The sequence below is a fragment of the Paenibacillus phocaeensis genome (assembly GCF_900021165.1).
Classification (GTDB): Bacteria; Bacillota; Bacilli; order Paenibacillales; family Paenibacillaceae; genus Fontibacillus; species Fontibacillus phocaensis.
Genome location: NZ_FCOQ01000031.1, coordinates 1 through 19055 on the forward strand (window position 1 = coordinate 1; position 19055 = coordinate 19055).

General features: G+C 53.1%; 21 protein-coding genes and 1 other RNA gene. 9 read left to right on the top strand and 13 right to left on the bottom strand.

The features are described from left to right. The 3 genes from BN3795_RS19520 to BN3795_RS19530 all read right to left on the bottom strand — a co-directional run. Nucleotides 1–367, bottom strand: a 367-nt coding sequence (locus BN3795_RS19520; protein ID WP_269800222.1) for a tetratricopeptide repeat protein, incomplete at its 3' end; no start/stop codon positions are given. A 297-nt stretch (nt 368–664) separates the two neighbouring features. Then, a complete protein-coding gene (locus BN3795_RS19525; protein ID WP_068786375.1) occupies nt 665–907 on the bottom strand; it encodes a ferredoxin in 243 nt (80 codons plus the stop codon). Nucleotides 908–1029: 122 nt separating this feature from the next. Beyond that, nucleotides 1030–2367, bottom strand: a complete 1338-nt coding sequence (locus BN3795_RS19530; protein WP_408635054.1) for a DNA polymerase IV — start codon at nt 2365–2367, stop codon at nt 1030–1032. A 176-nt stretch (nt 2368–2543) separates the two neighbouring features. Here BN3795_RS19530 and cimA point away from each other — a divergent pair, with 176 nt between their 5' ends. After that, the gene (gene cimA, locus BN3795_RS19535; RefSeq protein ID WP_068786376.1) at nt 2544–4163 is read left to right on the top strand and encodes a citramalate synthase; all 1620 of its coding nucleotides are present in this window, start codon (nt 2544–2546) and stop codon (nt 4161–4163) included. A 60-nt stretch (nt 4164–4223) separates the two neighbouring features. Here cimA and BN3795_RS19540 read toward each other — a convergent pair whose 3' ends face one another. Then, nucleotides 4224–4802: a TlpA family protein disulfide reductase gene (locus BN3795_RS19540; RefSeq protein ID WP_068786377.1), complete on the bottom strand. Its 579-nt coding sequence runs from the start codon at nt 4800–4802 to the stop codon at nt 4224–4226. 130 nt (nt 4803–4932) lie between these two features. Here BN3795_RS19540 and BN3795_RS19545 point away from each other — a divergent pair, with 130 nt between their 5' ends. Continuing rightward, nucleotides 4933–5403, top strand: a complete 471-nt coding sequence (locus tag BN3795_RS19545; protein WP_068786378.1) for a M67 family metallopeptidase — start codon at nt 4933–4935, stop codon at nt 5401–5403. 17 nt (nt 5404–5420) lie between these two features. On the opposite strand, the gene BN3795_RS19550 is transcribed toward BN3795_RS19545, so the two are convergent. Genes BN3795_RS19550 through BN3795_RS19560 form a run of 3 tightly spaced genes read right to left on the bottom strand, consistent with a single transcriptional unit; the run spans nt 5421 to nt 8678 of the window. Continuing rightward, complete coding sequence (locus BN3795_RS19550; protein ID WP_068786379.1) at nt 5421–6158, bottom strand: exonuclease domain-containing protein; 738 nt, start codon at nt 6156–6158, stop codon at nt 5421–5423. Continuing rightward, complete coding sequence (locus BN3795_RS19555; protein WP_068786380.1) at nt 6155–7246, bottom strand: DUF294 nucleotidyltransferase-like domain-containing protein; 1092 nt, start codon at nt 7244–7246, stop codon at nt 6155–6157. Before BN3795_RS19555 ends, BN3795_RS19550 begins: the two co-directional genes overlap by 4 nt. A gap of 31 nt (nt 7247–7277) precedes the next feature. Further along, nucleotides 7278–8678: an ammonium transporter gene (locus BN3795_RS19560; protein ID WP_068786381.1), complete on the bottom strand. Its 1401-nt coding sequence runs from the start codon at nt 8676–8678 to the stop codon at nt 7278–7280. Between the two features lie 275 nt (nt 8679–8953). Here BN3795_RS19560 and BN3795_RS19565 point away from each other — a divergent pair, with 275 nt between their 5' ends. Both BN3795_RS19565 and BN3795_RS19570 read left to right on the top strand, forming a co-directional pair. Then, nucleotides 8954–9394, top strand: a complete 441-nt coding sequence (locus BN3795_RS19565; RefSeq protein ID WP_068786382.1) for a MerR family transcriptional regulator — start codon at nt 8954–8956, stop codon at nt 9392–9394. A 63-nt stretch (nt 9395–9457) separates the two neighbouring features. Beyond that, on the top strand, nt 9458–10138 hold the full coding sequence (locus BN3795_RS19570; protein ID WP_068786383.1) for a zinc metallopeptidase: 681 nt from the start codon (nt 9458–9460) through the stop codon (nt 10136–10138). A 107-nt stretch (nt 10139–10245) separates the two neighbouring features. Here BN3795_RS19570 and BN3795_RS19575 read toward each other — a convergent pair whose 3' ends face one another. Both BN3795_RS19575 and BN3795_RS19580 read right to left on the bottom strand, forming a co-directional pair. After that, a complete protein-coding gene (locus tag BN3795_RS19575) occupies nt 10246–11157 on the bottom strand; it encodes a LysR family transcriptional regulator (protein ID WP_068786384.1) in 912 nt (303 codons plus the stop codon). A 100-nt stretch (nt 11158–11257) separates the two neighbouring features. Then, the gene (locus BN3795_RS19580; protein WP_068786385.1) at nt 11258–11872 is read right to left on the bottom strand and encodes a rhomboid family intramembrane serine protease; all 615 of its coding nucleotides are present in this window, start codon (nt 11870–11872) and stop codon (nt 11258–11260) included. A 106-nt stretch (nt 11873–11978) separates the two neighbouring features. Between BN3795_RS19580 and tpx the strand changes: the two genes are divergently transcribed. Beyond that, nucleotides 11979–12500 (top strand): thiol peroxidase, encoded by a 522-nt coding sequence (gene tpx, locus BN3795_RS19585; RefSeq protein ID WP_068786386.1) that lies wholly within the window; start codon nt 11979–11981, stop codon nt 12498–12500. Between the two features lie 73 nt (nt 12501–12573). Here tpx and BN3795_RS19590 read toward each other — a convergent pair whose 3' ends face one another. The 3 genes from BN3795_RS19590 to BN3795_RS19600 form a co-directional block, all read right to left on the bottom strand. Beyond that, nucleotides 12574–12972 (bottom strand): DUF1499 domain-containing protein, encoded by a 399-nt coding sequence (locus BN3795_RS19590; protein WP_068786561.1) that lies wholly within the window; start codon nt 12970–12972, stop codon nt 12574–12576. A gap of 177 nt (nt 12973–13149) precedes the next feature. Beyond that, a non-coding RNA gene (gene ssrS / locus BN3795_RS19595) (6S RNA) lies at nt 13150–13339 on the bottom strand. A 72-nt stretch (nt 13340–13411) separates the two neighbouring features. Beyond that, nucleotides 13412–14215 (bottom strand): YesL family protein, encoded by an 804-nt coding sequence (locus BN3795_RS19600; RefSeq protein ID WP_068786387.1) that lies wholly within the window; start codon nt 14213–14215, stop codon nt 13412–13414. A 187-nt stretch (nt 14216–14402) separates the two neighbouring features. Between BN3795_RS19600 and BN3795_RS25160 the strand changes: the two genes are divergently transcribed. Further along, on the top strand, nt 14403–14504 hold the full coding sequence (locus BN3795_RS25160) for a sporulation protein YjcZ (RefSeq protein WP_082691542.1): 102 nt from the start codon (nt 14403–14405) through the stop codon (nt 14502–14504). A 73-nt stretch (nt 14505–14577) separates the two neighbouring features. Here BN3795_RS25160 and BN3795_RS19605 read toward each other — a convergent pair whose 3' ends face one another. Then, nucleotides 14578–16149 (bottom strand): DEAD/DEAH box helicase, encoded by a 1572-nt coding sequence (locus BN3795_RS19605; RefSeq protein ID WP_068786388.1) that lies wholly within the window; start codon nt 16147–16149, stop codon nt 14578–14580. A 279-nt stretch (nt 16150–16428) separates the two neighbouring features. Between BN3795_RS19605 and BN3795_RS19610 the strand changes: the two genes are divergently transcribed. From BN3795_RS19610 to BN3795_RS19620, 3 genes are all read left to right on the top strand, one after another. Then, nucleotides 16429–17256, top strand: a complete 828-nt coding sequence (locus BN3795_RS19610) for a YitT family protein (protein ID WP_068786562.1) — start codon at nt 16429–16431, stop codon at nt 17254–17256. 183 nt (nt 17257–17439) lie between these two features. Further along, nucleotides 17440–17634, top strand: a complete 195-nt coding sequence (locus tag BN3795_RS19615) for a hypothetical protein (RefSeq protein ID WP_068786563.1) — start codon at nt 17440–17442, stop codon at nt 17632–17634. A 187-nt stretch (nt 17635–17821) separates the two neighbouring features. Continuing rightward, entirely contained in the window at nt 17822–19009 is a 1188-nt protein-coding gene (locus tag BN3795_RS19620; RefSeq protein ID WP_068786389.1) for a putative glycoside hydrolase, read from the top strand. Nucleotides 19010–19055: the final 46 nt, after the last annotated feature.

The following is a 19055-nucleotide window of genomic DNA, read 5'->3' on the forward strand; positions in this document are numbered from 1 at the left end:
CTCCGAGATCGGCGCCGGCCGAATCCGGCACCATCGCCGGTCGATCTCCCGGCGCATGGGCCGAAGGAATCCAGATCAGCAGCGCGATTAACAACGCCAGGCTGAGCTTGCGCAGGAACCGGCCTCGCTTCTCTCGCCGGTGCGTCTCCTTCATCAGCCCTTCTTTGTAGCCGGACAACACCTCTTCCGGAAGCGGGATTTTGCTGGATTCAAACGCTTCGTACACGTTGCCCGCCTGAATATAGCAATAATGCGCTTTCCCCGCTTGTCCGGCGGCTTCATATTCTTTGCCTAGCAAATACCAGGCCATTTTATTGTTTGGGTGGTTTTCCACGTATTTTTTAAGATAAGCCGAGTTCCCCATCATTTCCTCCATGCCAGAGTAGTCGCGAAATCACCAATATTTACTTATATCGGCAGAGCGAACGACGATGCTAACCCAATATTCGCCAATCCCGCATTTTTGCGACTTAGTACCTACCCAGCAGGCCCGGTAGCCCTCGCCCCCCCTCTTTGCAGAATAATCCCTTTCGATCAGGAGAGACCCGCTCTAGTTCCCCGGGAACTAGAATGTAGAGTATCCAATCCACCCGTACTCGCATAAAAAAGAGCGCCCCCCGCCATAACGGCGTTGGGGCGCTCCTTGAACCCATTATTCCAAGGTTTAGCCTTCTTTATTGAATGGCTCATCCGCAATTTTGATCGAATCCGTCGGGCAGCCGTCGCAAGCGTCCTGGAGATCGTCGTACAGATCTTCCGGAATCTCCGTAACCCCGCGATTGCCGTCTTCGCCGTAGATGACTTCGGCCAAACCCTCATCGTCATAATCGTAGATATCCGGTGCTGTCGCGCCGCAAGCGCCACAAGCGATGCAAGTGTCTTTCTCAACCCAAGTATATTTCGCCATCTCTTATCTGCCTCCTGAATAAACGGTACGAGTCCGGTGTTTTTATATCACCATGACCAATATAATATAAATAGTTTGCAATTTCAATGCGTTTTCCGTATTATTCCAATTCCAATACGTGATCATTCCTTGGCCGAACGAGGACCATCCGATTCATCGCTTCGGTTCTCACGAAGAAAATCGGTCTGCAGGGAAGTCCCGCGAATCCGATGATTCCGGATCAAAGCCGACGGATCGTCGGTAAGCATTCCTGCTGTCAGCACGGCATCTTCGCCGAACTTGTCCCTTAGCATATCCATCGTACGCGTTAACGACTCCTTCTTAGGCTGCTGTTCATAATCGAACAGATCCAGCTGCAGTGCGGATTCCTCCTTGGGAACCAAATTTTGCAGCGTGATGCCAAGGAGTCGAACCGGCTTGTCTTCGCTCCAATGGCGGCGGTACAGCTCGCAGGCCTCGCGGTAAATGTCCTCCGCTTGTTCGGTTACCGTATCGAGGCTTTGCGATCGGGTGATCGTCTTCATGTCCGGGGTGCGGATCGTAATCTGAATCGTCTGTGCCATCAGGTTTTGCCGCCGCAGCCGCCGAGCCACTTGATCCGCCACGTTCAACAGCACGCGTTGCACTTCCTCCATCCGGCTGATATCGCGCGGCAGCGTGGTGGTGTGGCCGATCGATTTGTTCTTCTCGCGTTCGTCGCTCACCGGTGAATCGTCCAGGCCGTTGGCTGCCCGCTTCATCCATGAACCGGACACCCCAAAGCGCTCGATCAGCTTCCGTTCATCGGCAGCCGCAAGCTGCCCGATGGTGTAGATGCGCATCGTCTTCAGCTTCTCCGCCGTCTTGCGGCCGATCCCAAATAAATCGCTGCACGGCTTATCCCATAGCAGCTTCGGCACGTCTCTGATGCGCAGTACGGTAACGCCGTTCGGCTTCTTCATATCCGATGCCATCTTGGCCAGCAGCTTATTGGGAGCGATCCCAATTGAACAAGGAAGCCCCAGCTCCTGGCGGATCCGCTGCTGGATTTCATGGGCAATCTCCAGCGGGGTGCCAAATTGCTTGGAACCGGTGATATCCAGGTAACATTCGTCGATGGAGACGGCCTGCAGGAGGGGGGTATATTCATAGGCGATGTCCATAAACGCTCGGGAATACTTGCGGTACAGGTGGAAATCCGGCTGAATGACGATAAGCTCGGGACATTTCTTCAGCCCCTGGCTGACGGTCATCCCGGTCGATACCCCCATTTTGCGCGCAGTATACGAGCAGGTGACGATCACCCCTTTGCGCAGCTCCACACTTCCGGCGACAGCCGTAGGGCGGTTCCGATATCGGTCGGGTTCTTCCGCCTCATGAACCGAACAATAGAAAGCGTTCATATCGACATGCAAAATGACTCTTCCCCGGGCAGGGTAATAATCAGCGGTATCTCTCACTTTCGTCCCCTCGTTTATCATACGTTACTCCTAACTTCAGCATACCCGTCTGCGGATAGCCGGTCAACCTGGACCGATGCCAATCTTAAAAAAGCGTGTTACATTTAAAATGTTGGTGTTATAATTATTAATTAAAAACTAAACATGCGGTGAGAGCTAACCACCCTCATACCTTGCCAAAGGGGGATACTTCGATCATGTCAAAGCCAATATCCATCTTCGACACAACCTTGCGCGACGGTACTCAAGGCGAGGGAATCAGCCTGTCGGCGGACGACAAGCTGAAGATCGCCAGAAAGCTGGACCAGCTTGGGGTCCATTATATTGAAGGTGGAATTCCGGGCAGCAATGGGAAAGATATCGAATTCTTCAAGCGGGTCAAGGAGCTGCAATTGCAGGCTAAGATCACCGCTTTTGGCAGCACGCGCCGCAAAGACAGCCTGGCTGAACATGACGCCAACCTCAACCGAATGGTGGAAGCCGGCGTTCAGGCCGCGACACTGGTCGGGAAATCGTGGGATTTCCATGTGCATACCGCCTTGCAGACCACCCTGGAAGAAAACCTCGCCATGATCTTCGATTCGATCGCTTATCTGAAGCGGCAGGGTCTTGAAGTTATTTTTGACGCGGAACATTTCTTTGACGGGTATAAGAACAACCCCGACTACGCGCTGTCCGTCATGCGCAAAGCAGGGGAGGCCGGCGCCGACTGGCTGGTCATGTGCGACACGAACGGCGGCACGATGCCGCATGAGGTATACGATATCGTCAGCGCATTGTCCGGAGCGATCCCCGGCGCGAAGCTGGGCATCCATACCCACAACGATTGTGAGCTGGCCGTTGCCAACTCGCTCAGCGCCGTACGTGCCGGAGCGACGCAGATCCAAGGCACCATGAACGGCTACGGCGAGCGCTGCGGCAATGCCAACCTCTGCTCGATCATCCCGAATCTGCAGTTGAAACTGGGGTACGAGGTACTCGAGGCTGATCGTCTGAAGCAGTTGACCATGACCGCCCGGTACATCAGCGAAATCGCCAACGTGCATATGCCGGTGAACCAACCGTACGTCGGGAACGCCGCGTTCGCCCATAAAGGAGGCATCCATGTCTCCGCGATTCTCCGCGACTCGCGGACGTACGAGCACATCGCTCCCGAGCTGGTCGGCAACCGTCAACGCGTGCTTGTGTCTGAGCTGGCCGGACAAAGCAACATCCTGTCCAAAGCGCAGGAGATGGGAATCGATTTCGATCCCGAGAACGAGAACACCAAGCAAGTCATCGCCAAAATCAAAGATTTGGAGCATCAGGGATATCAATTCGAAGGAGCGGACGCATCGCTCGAACTACTGCTGCGTCAAGCGAACGGCGATTTGAAGGAACTGTTTGTCTTCGAATCGTTTAAGATGCTGGTGGAGAAAACCGCGGACCGGCCCGTCGTCTCCGAAGCCTTCGTCAAGCTGAAGATTGACGGGGCAAGCGTCTACACCGCGGCCGAAGGCAACGGTCCGGTCAACGCGCTGGACAATGCGCTCCGCAAAGCCTTAATCACTTACTATCCGGGCTTGAAAGAGATGCATCTGTCCGATTATAAGGTGCGCGTACTCGACGATAAGGACGCCACCGCTTCGAAAGTGCGCGTGCTGATCGAATCTCAGAATTTCCATAACTCCTGGAACACCGTCGGCGTCTCCAGCAACGTCATCGAAGCGAGCTGGGAAGCGCTCGTCGACAGTATTCGTTACGCCCTGCTGGGGCAGACGAAGCGGGAGGACTACGAAGAGATCCCTTCCGCCGGATGGGGACTGGTCAACCACTAAACATCATACAGCACGAAAGGCCCGACACCCCGTGCTCATACGGGGGTCGGGCCTTTCTCGTTAAATCAAGTTCTTGATCTTGGCTTCCAGCTCCTCGGGGGGGATAACCCCTACGATGACCTCGCGGATAACCCCTTGTTCGTCAATCAGCACGTTCGTCGGAAAAGCAATCCCGTTAAATTTCCGGTAAAGCTCCTCCTTCTCGTCCAGAAGAACCGGGAAGGTGTAGCCATATTCCTTGACGAAGGCTTTGGCCTCGTCCAGCTTATCGTATAACGTGACATTGACGGCATAAATGTCCAGGGAATCCTTGTATTTCTCAGCCAACGCCTTCAGCTCGGGCGCCTCCTCCTTGCACGGGTCGCACCACGAAGCCCAGAAGTTCAGCAGCAGGACCTTATCCCGCTTGCCTCCTACCTCGTACGTCTTCCCGTCCAATCCCGGCAAAGAGAAAGCCGGCGCAGCCGTTCCCGGCTTCGGCGCTCCTTCTGCCGCCATCGCGCTCAGAGAAGGTTCTTTACCGCTCTCCTTGGAGCCGCTGTTGAAGCCCGCAAACCAACCCTCCTGGCCTCCCCGGTCCAGCAAGGCGATCGCTAGCAGCACCAACAACGCCGCTATGACCCATCGATTACGTTTCATTTTGTGTCCGTCCTTTGTATGCCGTTATCTATTAGATAGGTTTACCGTACATATTGTACCCTTTTTTAACGATTTGTTACAATGGATCGAGAAAAAGATCAAGCTGATTTACTGAACGGAGGCTCGCAAAATGGATCCGCTGTGGATCGTACCGCTGGACATTCAAGACGAAATACTGCTAGACGGGCAACGCCGATACCCGGAGGAAGCCTGCGGCCTGCTGTTCGGAACGTTCGACGGCCGCAGGGGAACAATCGAACGTTATTTATCCGTTTCGAATCACGCCGAGGCCCCGCAACACGCTTTTGAGCTGGATCCAGCCGTCTGGGTCCGGAGCTGCTTCGATCCGCAATTGCTCGGCGTCTATCATACCCATCCCGGCACGCCGCCGCTGCCTTCACCGGAGGATCTGCGCCAGTTGCCGAATTTTGCGGCCCGCGTTAAATTGTACCTGATTGGAGGGCGGCCGGCCCCGACAAAGAAGCCGCCCGGCAAACCGGACGGCTTGATACTTCAGGCTTATGGCATTGATGCGCAAGACGGCGGTTATGTTCTAAGGCCAATCAAGATTCGGGAGAGCCCGACGGCAGATGAACCCTAATCCATCCGGAAGGGAGGTTATGTCCTGCTTAAAAAAGTGTACAGGTCACCTAATGTCAAGACATTTTGCTCCTTCAGCTTCTCGATCAGCGCCGTCCATAAACGAGCCGTCATCTTGGAATCCTCAAGCGCATGATGACGCTGGGTTACCGGAATCCCGTACACCTCCAGCCATTCATCCAAGCCGCCGGAGATTCGCCGTTCCGGCTCCAGCTTCCGGGCGATCATCATCGTGTCAAGCACCCGGTGTCCGAGATGGGCTTTGGTTGTTTTCCATAACGCCACGTCCAGAAAGGCTTTATCATGTGCACTGCCGTGAGCCACGAGCACCCGGTCATCGACGAACGCCATGAACTCGCGCAGCGCCTCGAGCAAAGTTGGAGCCGACTGGGCCATCTCCGGAGTGATTCCGGTTAACTCGATGATCCGCTCGGGAATTTGGCACGCCGGTTTGGCGAGCGAGTAATACACTTCATCGCTGATCCGCTCCCCCTCCACCTTGACGGCTCCGAAGGACAGGATTTCATCCCCGTAATGGTAGTGAAATCCCGTTGTTTCCAAATCGAAGACCGCTGTTTTCAGTTCACTTAACGGAACGTGAAGCGTCTCCGGACGGCGCTGCCCTTTGGTTAATGAACGAACGAACGCGATTTGCTGCGCGCTGGGGGCGCCAAGCATCGAGGCGATCCTTGGCGACACTCCGCCGCCCTTAAAAGCATCCCAAAAACCACCATTCCCCTTCATCGGTTCTTTCATAACCATTTCCTTTCCGCATACCGGTGCTGCCTTTGGAGTGTGCGGTACATGACCTTGACCGTACTGAGCGATTCCCGCAGCTCGCGCCGGAGCTCCTTCTGCTTTAACATGTCTTGAGGCAAATAGTGGGTGCCTGTCAGCAAGCCGTCCTCGATCTCAGGCGGGACAAGAGATCGAAGCTTCACCGCCGTGTCGAACGCACGACTGCAAGATTCCAGCCACCGGGTCGGCACCGCCTCAAGCTGAACCAACTGGGATATTCGTTCCCAGGTAGACGAGGCTTCGATCCCGTATTGCAAAGCCAAATAACGCACGGCATTTACGATCGGGATGTAAAGCCCGTATTTGACATCGAAGTCCCCGGCATGTTCGCCGCTTTGCTCGGTGATGACTTGCCCCAAAATATTCAGCGCCGCCTTATGTCGGACCGTATTTCGCAGGATAGCCGTCACGACATCGCGATCGCTGCCCTGCTCCGCCTCCACGATCCTCTTCATCGTCCGGCGCAAGTCAGCTGTCAGCACCGCATCCCCGCAGATATGACGCATATCGGCGGCAATCATCATATACCTTACCTGCTCCCATGCCAGAACCTCCCGCCATTCCTGCAGTTGCCTCTCCCACGAAGCAAGATTGCCGCGCCACAACGGATTGGATACCATCACGCGGCCAGGACAAGGGGGATAGCCGACCTGTTCGAGAATCTCCGACAGCTTGTGACCAAAGCGTTCAAAGTAAGCTGCCAGCTGCTCTTCGTCGCCTTCTCCGTAAATCAAGCCGTTATCCTGATCGCTCCACAACGTGGGTTCCGCCCGGCCCGCACTCCCAAAAGCAATAAATGCATAATGCGAAGGAGGAGGGCCGAAGCCCTCCCGGATCAATTCTTCTTCGCAGCATCGACAAGCTTGGGTCATGACGGCATCATGCAGGTCCGAGACCTCGCGGTTCCACGTTTGGACCGGCATCGATGTCAGCTGGCTATACAAGCGATTCTGCTCATCGATTCTGGCCGCCCTCAGCAAACCGGGAGTTGCGGCAGACCGGATCGCGCTTAAGCTTGAGTTGTTCATGGCCGTGTCATGACTCATAACCCCAACTTCCTTTCCTCTATCCTAAAAGTTATTCGGCAGGGATGCCGGACGAAGTGGTTTTGTTCAGCAGGTTCATTTGCTCCGGATAACCGTAGGTGCCATGCTCGCTGATATCGAGACCCATGGTTTCTTCTTCTTCAGTAACGCGAAGGCCCATCGTCCATTTCATGATCCCCAGGATCAGGAAGGACAGCACCAGTACGAAGGCAAACGTTCCGATCACCCCGAGCACTTGAACGCCCAATTGCCCGAAGCCTCCGCCATAGAACAAGCCCGCTTTGCCTACACCCGTTGTTTCCGCCAGCTCAGGCGTTGCGAACAGACCCGTGGAGACCGCTCCCCACACCCCGGCGATCCCGTGTACGGAGAAAGCGTAGATCGGATCGTCCAATCCTGCACGTTCAAACCATCTTGCTGTAAAGAAGGTCAGGATACCAGCAACCGCCCCGATAACGACCGCTGCCCAAGCATCAACGAAAGCGCAGGAGCCCGTGATTGCTACCAGTGCAGCCAAAACGCCGTTCAGCATGCTCGGAATGTCCGATTTCCCCATGACCGCCCAGGAGATCAGCAGGGCAGCCACCGCGCCGGCAGCAGCAGCCAGGTTGGTCGTCATCAGGACATAGCCGAAGAATCCGTCGCCCAATGGAGTTAAAGCACTCCCCGGGTTGAAACCAAACCAGCCAATCCACAGGATAATGACCCCGAGTACGGTCAACACTTGGTTATGGCCGGGAATATTGTTGGGTTTGCCATCTTTATTGTATTTGCCAAGGCGCGGTTTAAGCAGAATGGTTGCCGCAAGCGCCGCTGTAGCACCGGTCAAGTGAACAACCGTCGATCCCGCGTAGTCTTGCATTCCCAGATTGCCAAGCCAGCCGCCGCCCCACACCCAGTGAGCTACGATCGGATAGATCAGCACGATAAAGATGGTACCGAAGATGATATATACGCTAAGCTTGGCGCGTTCCGCCATCCCGCCGCATGCGATTGCCAGCGATACGGCCGCAAACGCCATTTGGAACAGGAACATCAGATTTAAAGGTACGCCGATTTCAGAGAATACGCTAAAGGAACCAATATCTCCTTCGCCCCCAAACAGAAAGCCGGTTGTCCCCAGGAAGCTGTTGCCGTCACCGAAGGCGAAACCGAAGCCAATCAGCCACCAAGCAAGAACGGATATTCCTAAAGTAAGGACCGTCTTGCCGGCGACATGCCCCGCATTCTTCATTCGAACCGTACCTGCTTCCAGCAAAGCGAAGCCAGCTTGCATAAAGAACACCAGCATAGCTGCGACGAATACGAACAGCGAATTCAGGCCCAGCTCCAGCACTGGAGCCGTCACCTCTCCCTCCGCGGCAAATGCCGAAACCGGAAAAGCAAATGATGCGAGAAAAATGAGTACACCGTAAAGCCACTTCTTCTTCATCTTTAACACTCCCCTAATGTTAAGTTTCCTTACACAAAATGAATTGTTAAAGTGATTATAAGACGAAAGAAGCAGATATGACAATAGTTTTTTTCAAAAAAAGCGATATCCCGCATTTAATCTATCATAATATGTTAGGTTTATTTGTAGTGTCTTTATAGTTACTGATAAAAATAAAGCATAACGTTTGACTGTATGCTTGTTGTTAAGTATCATGAGGATAAATAGAATAGATATAGAAGCAATTTTTTGGATCTCTCGGAAGAGGTGATGGAATTGGAGTAAATAAACTATACCGGATCGGAGAATTGGCCAAAGCAGCCGATGTCAGCGAGCGAACGATTGATTATTACACGAAGCTCGGATTGATCTCTCCGGAGAAGCGCACCCAGACCAACTATCGTTTATACAGTGCTGAAACCTTGACCAGGCTGGAACGTATTAATCAAATGAAACAGGAGAAATATACGTTGGAAGAGATTCGCGAGAAGCTGGACCAATGGAATCGCGTGACCCCCGAAGAACAAGTCACGGTGAAGCTGAGTTCGTTGGAGCTTCACATGCAGCAGCTGGAACGCGAGGTCAAAGAGTTGGAGCCGCTTATTTCCAGCTTGCAGCCCAACCAGGCCAAACGCGCTTTCGCCAATTTATTGCCGCAAAGTCTGGCCTGCATGGAAGCGATCCGGCTGTTAATGAACCACGGACCTTTTTCCTAACCTATATTTCTACTCAACCTCTGTTTGCATCCTTGACAACTAATTCATTTGGAGGAATGATTCATGTATTCAGACGTGATGCTCATCCCGATTCTGTTGGCATTCGGGCTCTCCCTGTGGGCGCAGTTTCGGGTCAAAGGTACTTTTAACAAATGGGCGAAGGTGTCGAACCTTTACGGCTTAACCGGACATGACGCCGCCAGACGCATGCTGGATGCCAACGGCCTCTATGATGTTCCGATCGAGCCGGTACGCGGTGCCCTGACAGACCACTATGACCCGATTCACCGTGTGGTCCGTCTGTCCGAGCCGGTGTACTACGAGAGTTCGATATCCGCCGTTGCGGTTGCCTGTCACGAAGTCGGACACGCAATTCAGCACAAGCAGAAGTACCCGATGCTGGTGCTTCGCCATCGGATGTTCCCGCTGGTGAACTTCGCATCCGGCGTCGCCCCCTTCTTGCTGTTAGCCGGCTTTCTCTTTGGCGCGCTGAACTTGATCGGACTCGGGATTATCTTCTTCTCCGCCGCCGTCTTGTTCCAGATCGTCACGCTGCCGGTCGAATTTAACGCCAGCAGCCGAGCCCGCAAGGTGATGCTTGAACAGGGCTTTATCTCCCCGAATGAGTCGCGCGGGGTTGGCAAAGTATTAAACGCTGCCGCTTTAACTTACGTGGCCGCTGCTTTGATCTCGATTCTGGAGCTGCTTCGCTACATTTTGATCTTCACCAGCAACCGCGATTAATCAGCAGATCAGACAAAAGGCTGCACGATCCCGAGCCCATTGGCTCGGATGCGTGCAGCCTTATTTTTTCGTTCTTCATTTCAGGAAACGTTTACATAACTAATCAATCACTGACTCGGCGGCGTATCGATCTGAAGCCCAAAGTATTCCAGCAGGAAGACGCGGAACGACTGCGCTACAAGCGGCAGCTTCTCGTCCGCCCGGTGGATCAGCCCAATCGTGCGCGTGACCTTCGGCTCGGAGATGCGCACGCGAATCGGCTGGAGCGTGAAGCTCTGAAACAGCGCCATCTCCGGCAGCAGGCTTACGCCCATTCCGGCCGCAACCAGCCCCCGGATCGTATCGGTCTCTTCGCCCTCGAAAGCGATTTTTGGCGTGAATCCCGCTTCCAGACAGGCATGCCAAACAATCGGCCGAAGCGAATACCCCTTGCTGAACAAGATGAATTTCTCATCTTTGAGCTGGCTGAGCTTGATGCTTTGCTCGCCTGCCAAAGGATGACCCGGCGGAAGGATCGCCACGAGGTCCTCGGTCAACACCACATTCCCGGTCACCTGATCATGATTTTCCGGAAACGGAGAGATAAAAGCCAAGTCCACTTCGCCGGACACGACATCACGGATTAATGTTGGATAAGTCCCTTGTCTGAAACGAAACTTCACGTTAGGATATAGCTTGCGGAATTCCGCCACCACGCTGGGAATCATATGGATGCCCAGACTGTTCGGGAAACCCAGACGGATTTCCCCCTGCTCCGGATCAAGAAATTCGTGCACCTCGCTCACAGCCCGGTCGAGATCCTTCAGAATCATCTCCACCCGGCTGCAGAACAGCTGCCCCACTGCAGTAAGATGGAGATTCCTGCCCTTCTGCATAAACAAATTAACGCCAAGCTCCTGCTCGAGTTGGTGAATTTGCCGGCTTACCGCCGATTGGGCGACGTGCAGCTCCTCGGCAGCCTGAGTCACGTGCTCTTTCCTCGCCACTTTTACAAAATATTGCAGTTGTCTTAATTCCACGAATCTGATCGCTCCATTTCGCATGTGCTCCGAACATTGAACCTTAAATCCAAGTAGCTAGAATAGTCTAAATTTAATGTACCATTTACACTCCTTTGGTTCAACGCCGTTTTAACAACCGGATGATCAATCCGTAGATAAAGAACCCGCCGACGAGCCCACCAAGATGAGCCGCTAGGTTGATTTGCGGTACCAATACCGAATAGATCACCCCGATAATTAGAAGGCTGTACAGCGTCTTACGCGAACTTTCATCCATCAGCTGCCGCTGCAGCAGGGCAATGTAAAGAAATGCGCCATAGACGCCATAGACGGCTCCTGACGCCCCAACGGCGATATAGGCTTCCGTACCAACCGGGTGAAGCCCCATGCTGATCAGATTCCCGACAAGCCCGCTGCTCAGATAGAGCAATCCGTACCGCCACCAGCCCAGCAGCCGCTCCAGAGGCGGGGCGAACACCAGAATGGCGAAGGAATTCGAGAACAGATGGTCGAACCCCCGGTGGAGGAACATGGAGGAGAGCAATCGCCAGTGCTCGCCGGCTAACTGCGGGTGATTGTTCAGCGCCCCAAACTTGAGCAGCGTATAGGGATTAGTTGAACCTCCATTCACCGCCAGCACGATAAACATGATGATATTGGCGGCCAGGAGCAAACACGTCACGGGATAATACCGCAGGTAACTTCTCCAGTTTTCGTATCTTATGAAAATCATCGGAACCCTCCTTGCGTTTGTTTTTCCTAATGTTGGACATTTTCTTTTCAAAACGATTATAATTAAATTTGATTGAATAAATCCATCTGTCTAGGAGGAAATGAACATGGCCCAAGAACGCGCAAATGTAGCTACTTTTAAAGGCAACCCGATCACATTGATCGGTCCGGAACTCAAAGTCGGCGATACCGCTCCGGATTTCCGCTTGAATAAAAACCTGCTGGAAGAAGCAACTCTGCAGGACTATGCCGGCAAAATCAAGCTGATCAGCGTGGTCCCTTCGCTCGATACGGGCGTCTGCGACGCGCAAACGCGCCGCTTTAATCAGGAAGCCGCAGGTCTTGGAGAAGACGTAGTCGTGCTGACCGTCAGTGCGGACCTTCCTTTTGCGCAAGCCCGCTGGTGCGGCGCCGCCGGCGTCGACCGGGTAATTACCTTGTCGGATTATAAAGACAATTCCTTTGGCCAAGCCTACGGCGTCCTTATCAAAGAGTTCGCGCTCGACATGCGTGCCGTGTTTGTCCTGGATAAGGACAACAAGATTCAATACGTGGAAGTCTTGAAGGAAATGACCGAGCATCCGGATTACGAAAAACCGGTGGCCGCTGTTAAAGCGCTGCTCTCTTAATTCCAGAGCCCAAAACGAAAAGCGAGTAGGAGAGGATTCTCCTGCTCGCTTTTTTTGCATTGCCCAACGGATTTTACGAGTTCGAAGATACCTTATGCGCCGCCAGCTTCTTGTCCAGTACGGCAAAGAGCTGGAGAATATTGCGGTAATTCGCCCCCAGGTCGCCCATGGATCCGCGGGTCGCCGAGTAAATATCGATGGCGCTTCGCACCGGACCGGTGGAGACGATCGAAACGGTGATATCCATCACGCGCCCCAGGCTGGTCCGTTTCTCCAACGTAATCTCGCCAACAGAGGGTACTTCGTGAAGTACTTTATAACCGGGGATTTTCTTCAGGGTCGAGGAGACTTCCTCCCAGCATTTCTCTTTGGACAATGAATAATACCTTGTTTTGAGTTCCGGCACCTTCGCGCGGTCGCTGGTTCCTTCCTGACTGCGAAAAATGCCGGTAAGCGTTCTCTTGAATGACAACTGTGCTTCCTCCTTCACGATCCTGGCCCCCCTTTACATGGGGATGCGTCTTCTTTCTTCTAGTTTAACATTCTTGGCAGACAAACAAAAGCGAGCATGCGCATTTCGGCGCAAACAAAAAAGCACCTTGTCCCTTTCCGCTAAGAAAAGAGTACAAGGTGCCGTTCACATGCGAATCATAGACCCGCCTATGCCGTCCGATTACATTATCTCGAACCTGCACCCGCAGGTGGGTGACCGCAGCGACGAGTTTGAAGTCCCCTCATCCGATGGATAGGGCCTTTCAGCGGCGGCGCAATATAGGTCTCCCGAGATAACCGTCATTGGTTCAAAATAACTGAAACCGAAACGCACATCGCAGGACGTAAGCCTATTATACGGCTTCATTAAGCAAATGTAAACTCACCGAACAAGGAAGATGCTGGGAAATGCTTGGCGTTTAATCCTTCTCTTTCTCTTCGCTTGTGGGCAGATCAAGAGCCATATCCTCGTCGTCCTGCGCGTTGCTGCTGGTCTGCGTATCATCAGCCTGGCGCATCCGCTCGACCTTCTCCTGGATCTTGTTATAAGCGATGTAGAAGTTGTAGAAGGCGACGAAAGCCGTCAAGCTGCCGAATCCGAAGAAGATCAACCAGCCGAAGCGCAAGGTCAGGAAGCCAAGCACGCCTGCGCAAATCAGCGTGGACAAGGTCCGGAATGGCCGAAGAATGGTAAACAGGATGGCGTTCTTAATCAACTGAATCGCACCCAAATGGTAATGCGCTACCAGTGAAAAGAAATTGAACAACGACAGGAACAGGATCAGCAGGAAGAACAGCATCACCATGCCGATCATCTGCAAATTGTTCATTTGATTCATGTACACTTCGTAATCCACATACATAATCGCGAACAAGAGCGTATAGAAAATACCGCCGATCATGCTTTGCTTGTAGTTTTCCTTGTACCCTTTGAAGTACACTTTAATTATGCTCAGGTCACTTTCCCCCATCACCCATTTCCGGGTCACCGAAAATAAAGCGGCCGTTGCCGGGAATAGTGTAAACGGTGCCAAAATGCCCATAACCCAAATCGTAAGCGTCTCCGGCTGAGGAGTTGGTGTCTGCAGCAGCAGCAGCAGCTTCATCGCCAGCACGATCATAAACGGCGATGAGCACAACAACCACAACAGATTGCTGCCGGCAATTCGCATAATCCATTCGGTAATTTTATAGAATCCACCCATTAACCCTTTGTATTCCAAGTAAAGTTCCCCTCTCAAGCATTGTATAGTGCAATCGCTTTGCCTATCTTAACTATACATGATTCGTCCAGCTCGTTCCAGCGCCTAATTTGCACCGCCATAGGTAAGCGTCTAATCTCCGCGGGCCCTTGTGCCATAGAATATACCGTAACTTCAAAACATCAACATCATCAAAGGAGGTTATCACATGTCCGGTGTAGGATATGGCGGAGGTTTCTGGACTTCCACGGGTACGATTCTGGTATTGTTCATTCTGCTCGTGATCGTGAGCCGTACGATCCTTCTGTAATCAGCCCAAAAAACGAAGAAGACGGAGAGGCCTCCGTCTTCTTTTGGTTGCGTATGTTTATGACAATCCCGGCTTAATTGTCGAACGAGGGGTTGTCATTGTATTTGGAGGGTCTGCGTTCCCCGCCGCTCGAGCTGGTACGCGGCTTGCGGTCGGAAGAACGATAGGAATCGCGTCCGCCGTCGCGGTTATATCCGCCGCCTTTGCTGTAGCCCCCGCGGCCGCCTTGGGAATCGCGGCGGTAACCTCCGCCGCCGCTGCGGTTGCCGTAACCCGACGGCTTCCGGCCGCTGGAACGGATGTCCGGATTGCGGCGTTTCACGCGGATCGGTTCTTCCGGCGTCAACTCGACGTTGGTCTTCTCGTTCTTGTCGCCCGTGATCAACTTGAATGCAGCCGCCAGCAGGTTCACCGAATCGTATTGCTCCAGCAACTGGATGGCGATGCCTTTGTTTTCGTTCAGCTCGCCGTTCTCCACCAGCTCGATCAAACGTTCCGCAATGATGCGCTGTTTGCCTTCGATCGCTTCGGCAATGCTTGGCAGCGGCTTGCGGGAAATTTTGTGGCGCGTAATCCGCTCGATAAAGCGCAGATGATCGATCTCGCGCGGGGTGACGAAGGACCAGGCCGCCCCTTCTTTCCCGGCACGGCCGGTACGGCCGATCCGGTGCACATAACTCTCCGGATCCTGCGGCAGGTCGAAGTTCACGACGTGGGTCACTCCGGAGACGTCCAGACCGCGGGCCGCCACATCGGTGGCAACCAGCACATCGATGCTGCCGTCGCGGAACTTGCGCATCACGTTGTCGCGTTGATTCTGCGACAAGTCCCCATGCAGGCCGTCAGCGGAGTAGCCTTGCTTCTGCAGAGCTTCCGACAATTCGTCGACACGGCGCTTCGTCCGGCCGAACACGATCGCCAGCTCCGGCGACTCCATATCCAGCAAACGGGTCAAAGCGTCGAATTTCTGACGTTCATGAACTTCAATATAGGCTTGATCGATAAGCGGCGCGCTAACCTGCTTGGGAATCACGGAGACATGCTCGGGATTTTTCAGGAATTGCTGCGCCAACTTCTGGATATTGGCCGGCATCGTTGCGGAGAACAGCATCGTTTGGCGCTCTTCGGGAACCAGCTTCAGGATCGATTGAATATCGTCCATGAAGCCCATGTCGAGCATTTCATCAGCTTCGTCCAGGACGACGGTCTGCACATCGTCAAGCTTGATCGTTTTCCGGTTAATGTGGTCAAGCAAACGGCCCGGTGTGCCGATAATAATCTGGGGCTTCTTCTTCAAAGCGCGAATTTGGCGTACGATGTCTTGTCCGCCGTAGATGGGAAGAGAACGCGTGCCTTTAAAGCGCGAGAGCTTGCCGATTTCTTCTGCGACCTGAATGGCCAGCTCGCGGGTTGGCGTCATAATCAACGCAACGATACGGTCTTCTTCTTTGGGGATCTTGTTGATGAGCGGCAGACCGAAAGCTGCGGTCTTCCCCGTCCCTGTCTGGGCTTGTCCGATCATGTCACGCCCGGTCATCGCGATCGGAATCGATTTGGCCTGTATCGGCGTTGCTTCTTCAAATCCGAGTTCCGTAATAGCTTGCAATACTTTAGGCTCTAGGCCGAAATCTGCAAAAGTGTTCAATGTATCATACTCCTTCTATATAGTGGACATTCCACCGGCTTAACGGTATTCTTAAGTAGCGTTTAGTCCGGTTTCGACCCTGCTTAAAACCGGACCTCAGACTCTCGATTCAAACGTTTATAGGCTGTCCAATCTGCCTGTAAATTTTGCATAGGTCTAGCTTGAAAACTGGAAATGAGTACCTACTCAAGAATATCTCAAACATTATAGCACAAAACTTAAATGGAATACCAGCAAGCAGGTTGGGATACTTCCTATATTTTCGTGAGGTGAAAGATGGTGTTGAAGGAAATCAGGAATGCGGTTGTGATTCTGCTCGGGGCATCTATGATCGCCGCGGGTTTCAATCTGTTCCTCGTACCGCTTCATTTGCTCAGCGGCGGCGTATCCGGCTTGGCGATGTTAACCGCCTACTTCTCCCCGCTCAGCATAAGCACAATGTATCTGGCCTACAATGTTCCGCTGTTGATCGCCGGATTATTTCTGCTTGGCAGGCGGTTTATCGGTCTAAGCATCCTGTCGGTTGCCGCCACGACCTGGTTCATCGCCCTGATTCCGACGCCGGACAAGCTGTTGTCGTCGGATACGCTGCTCGCCGCGGTGTTTGGCGGCGTGCTGGTCGGCATCGGCAGCGGCATCTCATTCCGCGTTGGCGGTTCGTCCGGTGGCTTCGACATCATCGGCTCGATCGTGACCCGCTTCCGCGACTTCCCGGTAGGAAACGTCATCGTTGGTCTTAACGGCATTGTCATACTGGCGATGGGCTATCTCGAAGGGAATTGGGACCTGGCTTTAGCTTCGATGGTCTCCATCTATATTTCCGGCAAGGTCGTCGATCTGATCCATATCAGCCATATCAAGGTGACGTTGTTCATCATCACCGACAAAACCGAGGCGATGCTCGAGCGGTTGTTGTCGCTGCCTCGCGGGGTGACGCTGATGAAAACCGAAGGCGCCTTCTCCCATAAAGAAAAAGATATGCTGATGACCGTCACAACCCGCTACGAGCTTGCAGAACTGCGGGAAATCATTAAGCAAACGGATCCCACCGCCTTCGTAAATATCGTGGAAACGGTCGGAGTCATGGGCTCGTTCCGCCGTCGTTAAGCGTTTCTTGAAAGGAGCGGCCGTTTTCAAACGGTCGCTTCTTTGTTATAATAATCACAGCGGTTCCTTTGTCACTTCAAAGGGTTCAGCTTTTACCCCGTATTTCACAGGCTTTTTGCTTTTCCGATTTAGGATTGATTCCGCGGCGAATAATTCTGAAAGGAAAGGGTGATGGATGTGGAAATGGAAATGGAAACGGTAAAACTGGAACAGATCGTCAAGAAGTGGTTCCCGGATATGCTACCTTTTCTGAACCAAAGGGAACTGAATTCGACGATTCTCCTCCGGGATGGCTTGACCATCTTGGAACCGCAGGACGCGCTGGAGATTATTCAATTCAGCATCTGCGAGCATCAAAACCCGGCGTTTCTTCATTAAATATGTAACGCTTACAGCAGGACAAAGTCGTTTCTTTTGCCCCGGCAGAGGAAACGACTTTTTTGCGTTTTTTCGCCTATGAAACTATGAAAACCTGAAACATTTTTCCAATTGTGACATTCCTGTTCCTTCTGAAAGCCCTTCTTCCGATATAATGTGTAGTGAGTGCAAACAAGGGAGAGATATCATGAACATCATCTGGACACTACTACTTCTGGCCTTGAGTACAGGCAGCGGAGCAGCGCCTCAGGAGCAAGTCGCGGGGAACGAGCCGGCGAGCCCCATGATGGCATCTGTAGCCCGCACCGTTTCGGCGAATCTAGCGGAAGGACGCCTGGACAATCCTATCAAACCTTCGGAACTGAAAGGAAATCCGCAGATCGATGCCCCCCTCGTCAAAGGGATTTATGTTACGGCTTATAGCGCCGGGGGATCACGGATGAACCAATTGGTCGATCTCGTGGATCAGACCGAGCTGAACTCGATGGTGATCGACATCAAGGATGATCTGGGCTATATCACGTACAAGACGGATAATCCCGAGCTGATCAAATGGGGGAAACCGCAGCCGTTTATCCGCGATATCGACGCTTTGATGGCCCGATTGCAGAAGCATGATATTTACCCGATCGCCCGGATCGTGGTGTTTAAGGATACGATTCTGGCCAAGAAGCATCCGGAACTCTCCTTCCGACACAAGGATGGATCGGTGTGGAGCAACGGCAAAGGGGACAGCTTCGTCAATCCGTACAGCAAGGAAGTATGGGAGTATAATATCGCCATCGCCAAGGAAGCGGCCAAACTCGGCTTCAAGGAAATTCAATTCGACTACGTTCGGTTCCCCGAGGGTTTTGAGAAACGGGCGGACAGTCTAACTTATACGAAAAATGAGATGAGCCGCGTCGACGCCGTCTCCTCCTTCGTCAAGTACGCCAAGGAGGAACTGGAACCGTTAGGCATCCGGGTCTCCGTAGATATCTTCGGGTACGCGGCATCAGTGCCTGCGGCGGAAGGGATCGGCCAGGACTTCGTGAAGATCTCCGACAACGTGGACGTCATTTGTCCGATGATTTATCCGAGCCACTATACGACCGGCTGGTTTAACGCCAAGGATCCTGACAAAGCCCCTTACCAGACGATTAAAGGCGCGGTGCAGGATACGCAAACGAAGCTCGCCGAACTGGGCGATACGCAGCCGATCATTCGGCCCTGGATTCAGGACTTTACCGCCAGCTGGCTGGGCAGCGGCCATTATATCAAATACGGCAAACATGAAGTGGAAGAACAAATCCGTGCGCTGAAGGAAATGAACGTGGATGAGTTTCTGTTGTGGAATGCCTCCAACCGTTATACTTCCGGCGTTGCTTATGAATAATAAAGCTGCAAAGCCATCAAACCCGGGCCCTCCTGCCCGGGTTTGG

Coding starts and splice junctions, on each gene's coding strand:
- BN3795_RS19545 (WP_068786378.1), top strand. CDS start 4,933: ATGGATCCGCTGTGGATCGTACCGCTGGACATTCAAGACGAAATACTG.
- BN3795_RS19550 (WP_068786379.1), bottom strand. CDS start 6,158: ATGAAAGAACCGATGAAGGGGAATGGTGGTTTTTGGGATGCTTTTAAG.
- tpx (WP_068786386.1), top strand. CDS start 11,979: ATGGCCCAAGAACGCGCAAATGTAGCTACTTTTAAAGGCAACCCGATC.
- BN3795_RS19620 (WP_068786389.1), top strand. CDS start 17,822: ATGAACATCATCTGGACACTACTACTTCTGGCCTTGAGTACAGGCAGC.
- cimA (WP_068786376.1), top strand. CDS start 2,544: ATGTCAAAGCCAATATCCATCTTCGACACAACCTTGCGCGACGGTACT.
- BN3795_RS19540 (WP_068786377.1), bottom strand. CDS start 4,802: ATGAAACGTAATCGATGGGTCATAGCGGCGTTGTTGGTGCTGCTAGCG.
- BN3795_RS19555 (WP_068786380.1), bottom strand. CDS start 7,246: ATGAGTCATGACACGGCCATGAACAACTCAAGCTTAAGCGCGATCCGG.
- BN3795_RS25160 (WP_082691542.1), top strand. CDS start 14,403: ATGTCCGGTGTAGGATATGGCGGAGGTTTCTGGACTTCCACGGGTACG.
- BN3795_RS19570 (WP_068786383.1), top strand. CDS start 9,458: ATGTATTCAGACGTGATGCTCATCCCGATTCTGTTGGCATTCGGGCTC.
- BN3795_RS19525 (WP_068786375.1), bottom strand. CDS start 907: ATGGCGAAATATACTTGGGTTGAGAAAGACACTTGCATCGCTTGTGGC.
- BN3795_RS19530 (WP_408635054.1), bottom strand. CDS start 2,367: ATGATAAACGAGGGGACGAAAGTGAGAGATACCGCTGATTATTACCCT.
- BN3795_RS19580 (WP_068786385.1), bottom strand. CDS start 11,872: ATGATTTTCATAAGATACGAAAACTGGAGAAGTTACCTGCGGTATTAT.
- BN3795_RS19560 (WP_068786381.1), bottom strand. CDS start 8,678: ATGAAGAAGAAGTGGCTTTACGGTGTACTCATTTTTCTCGCATCATTT.
- BN3795_RS19615 (WP_068786563.1), top strand. CDS start 17,440: ATGGAAATGGAAACGGTAAAACTGGAACAGATCGTCAAGAAGTGGTTC.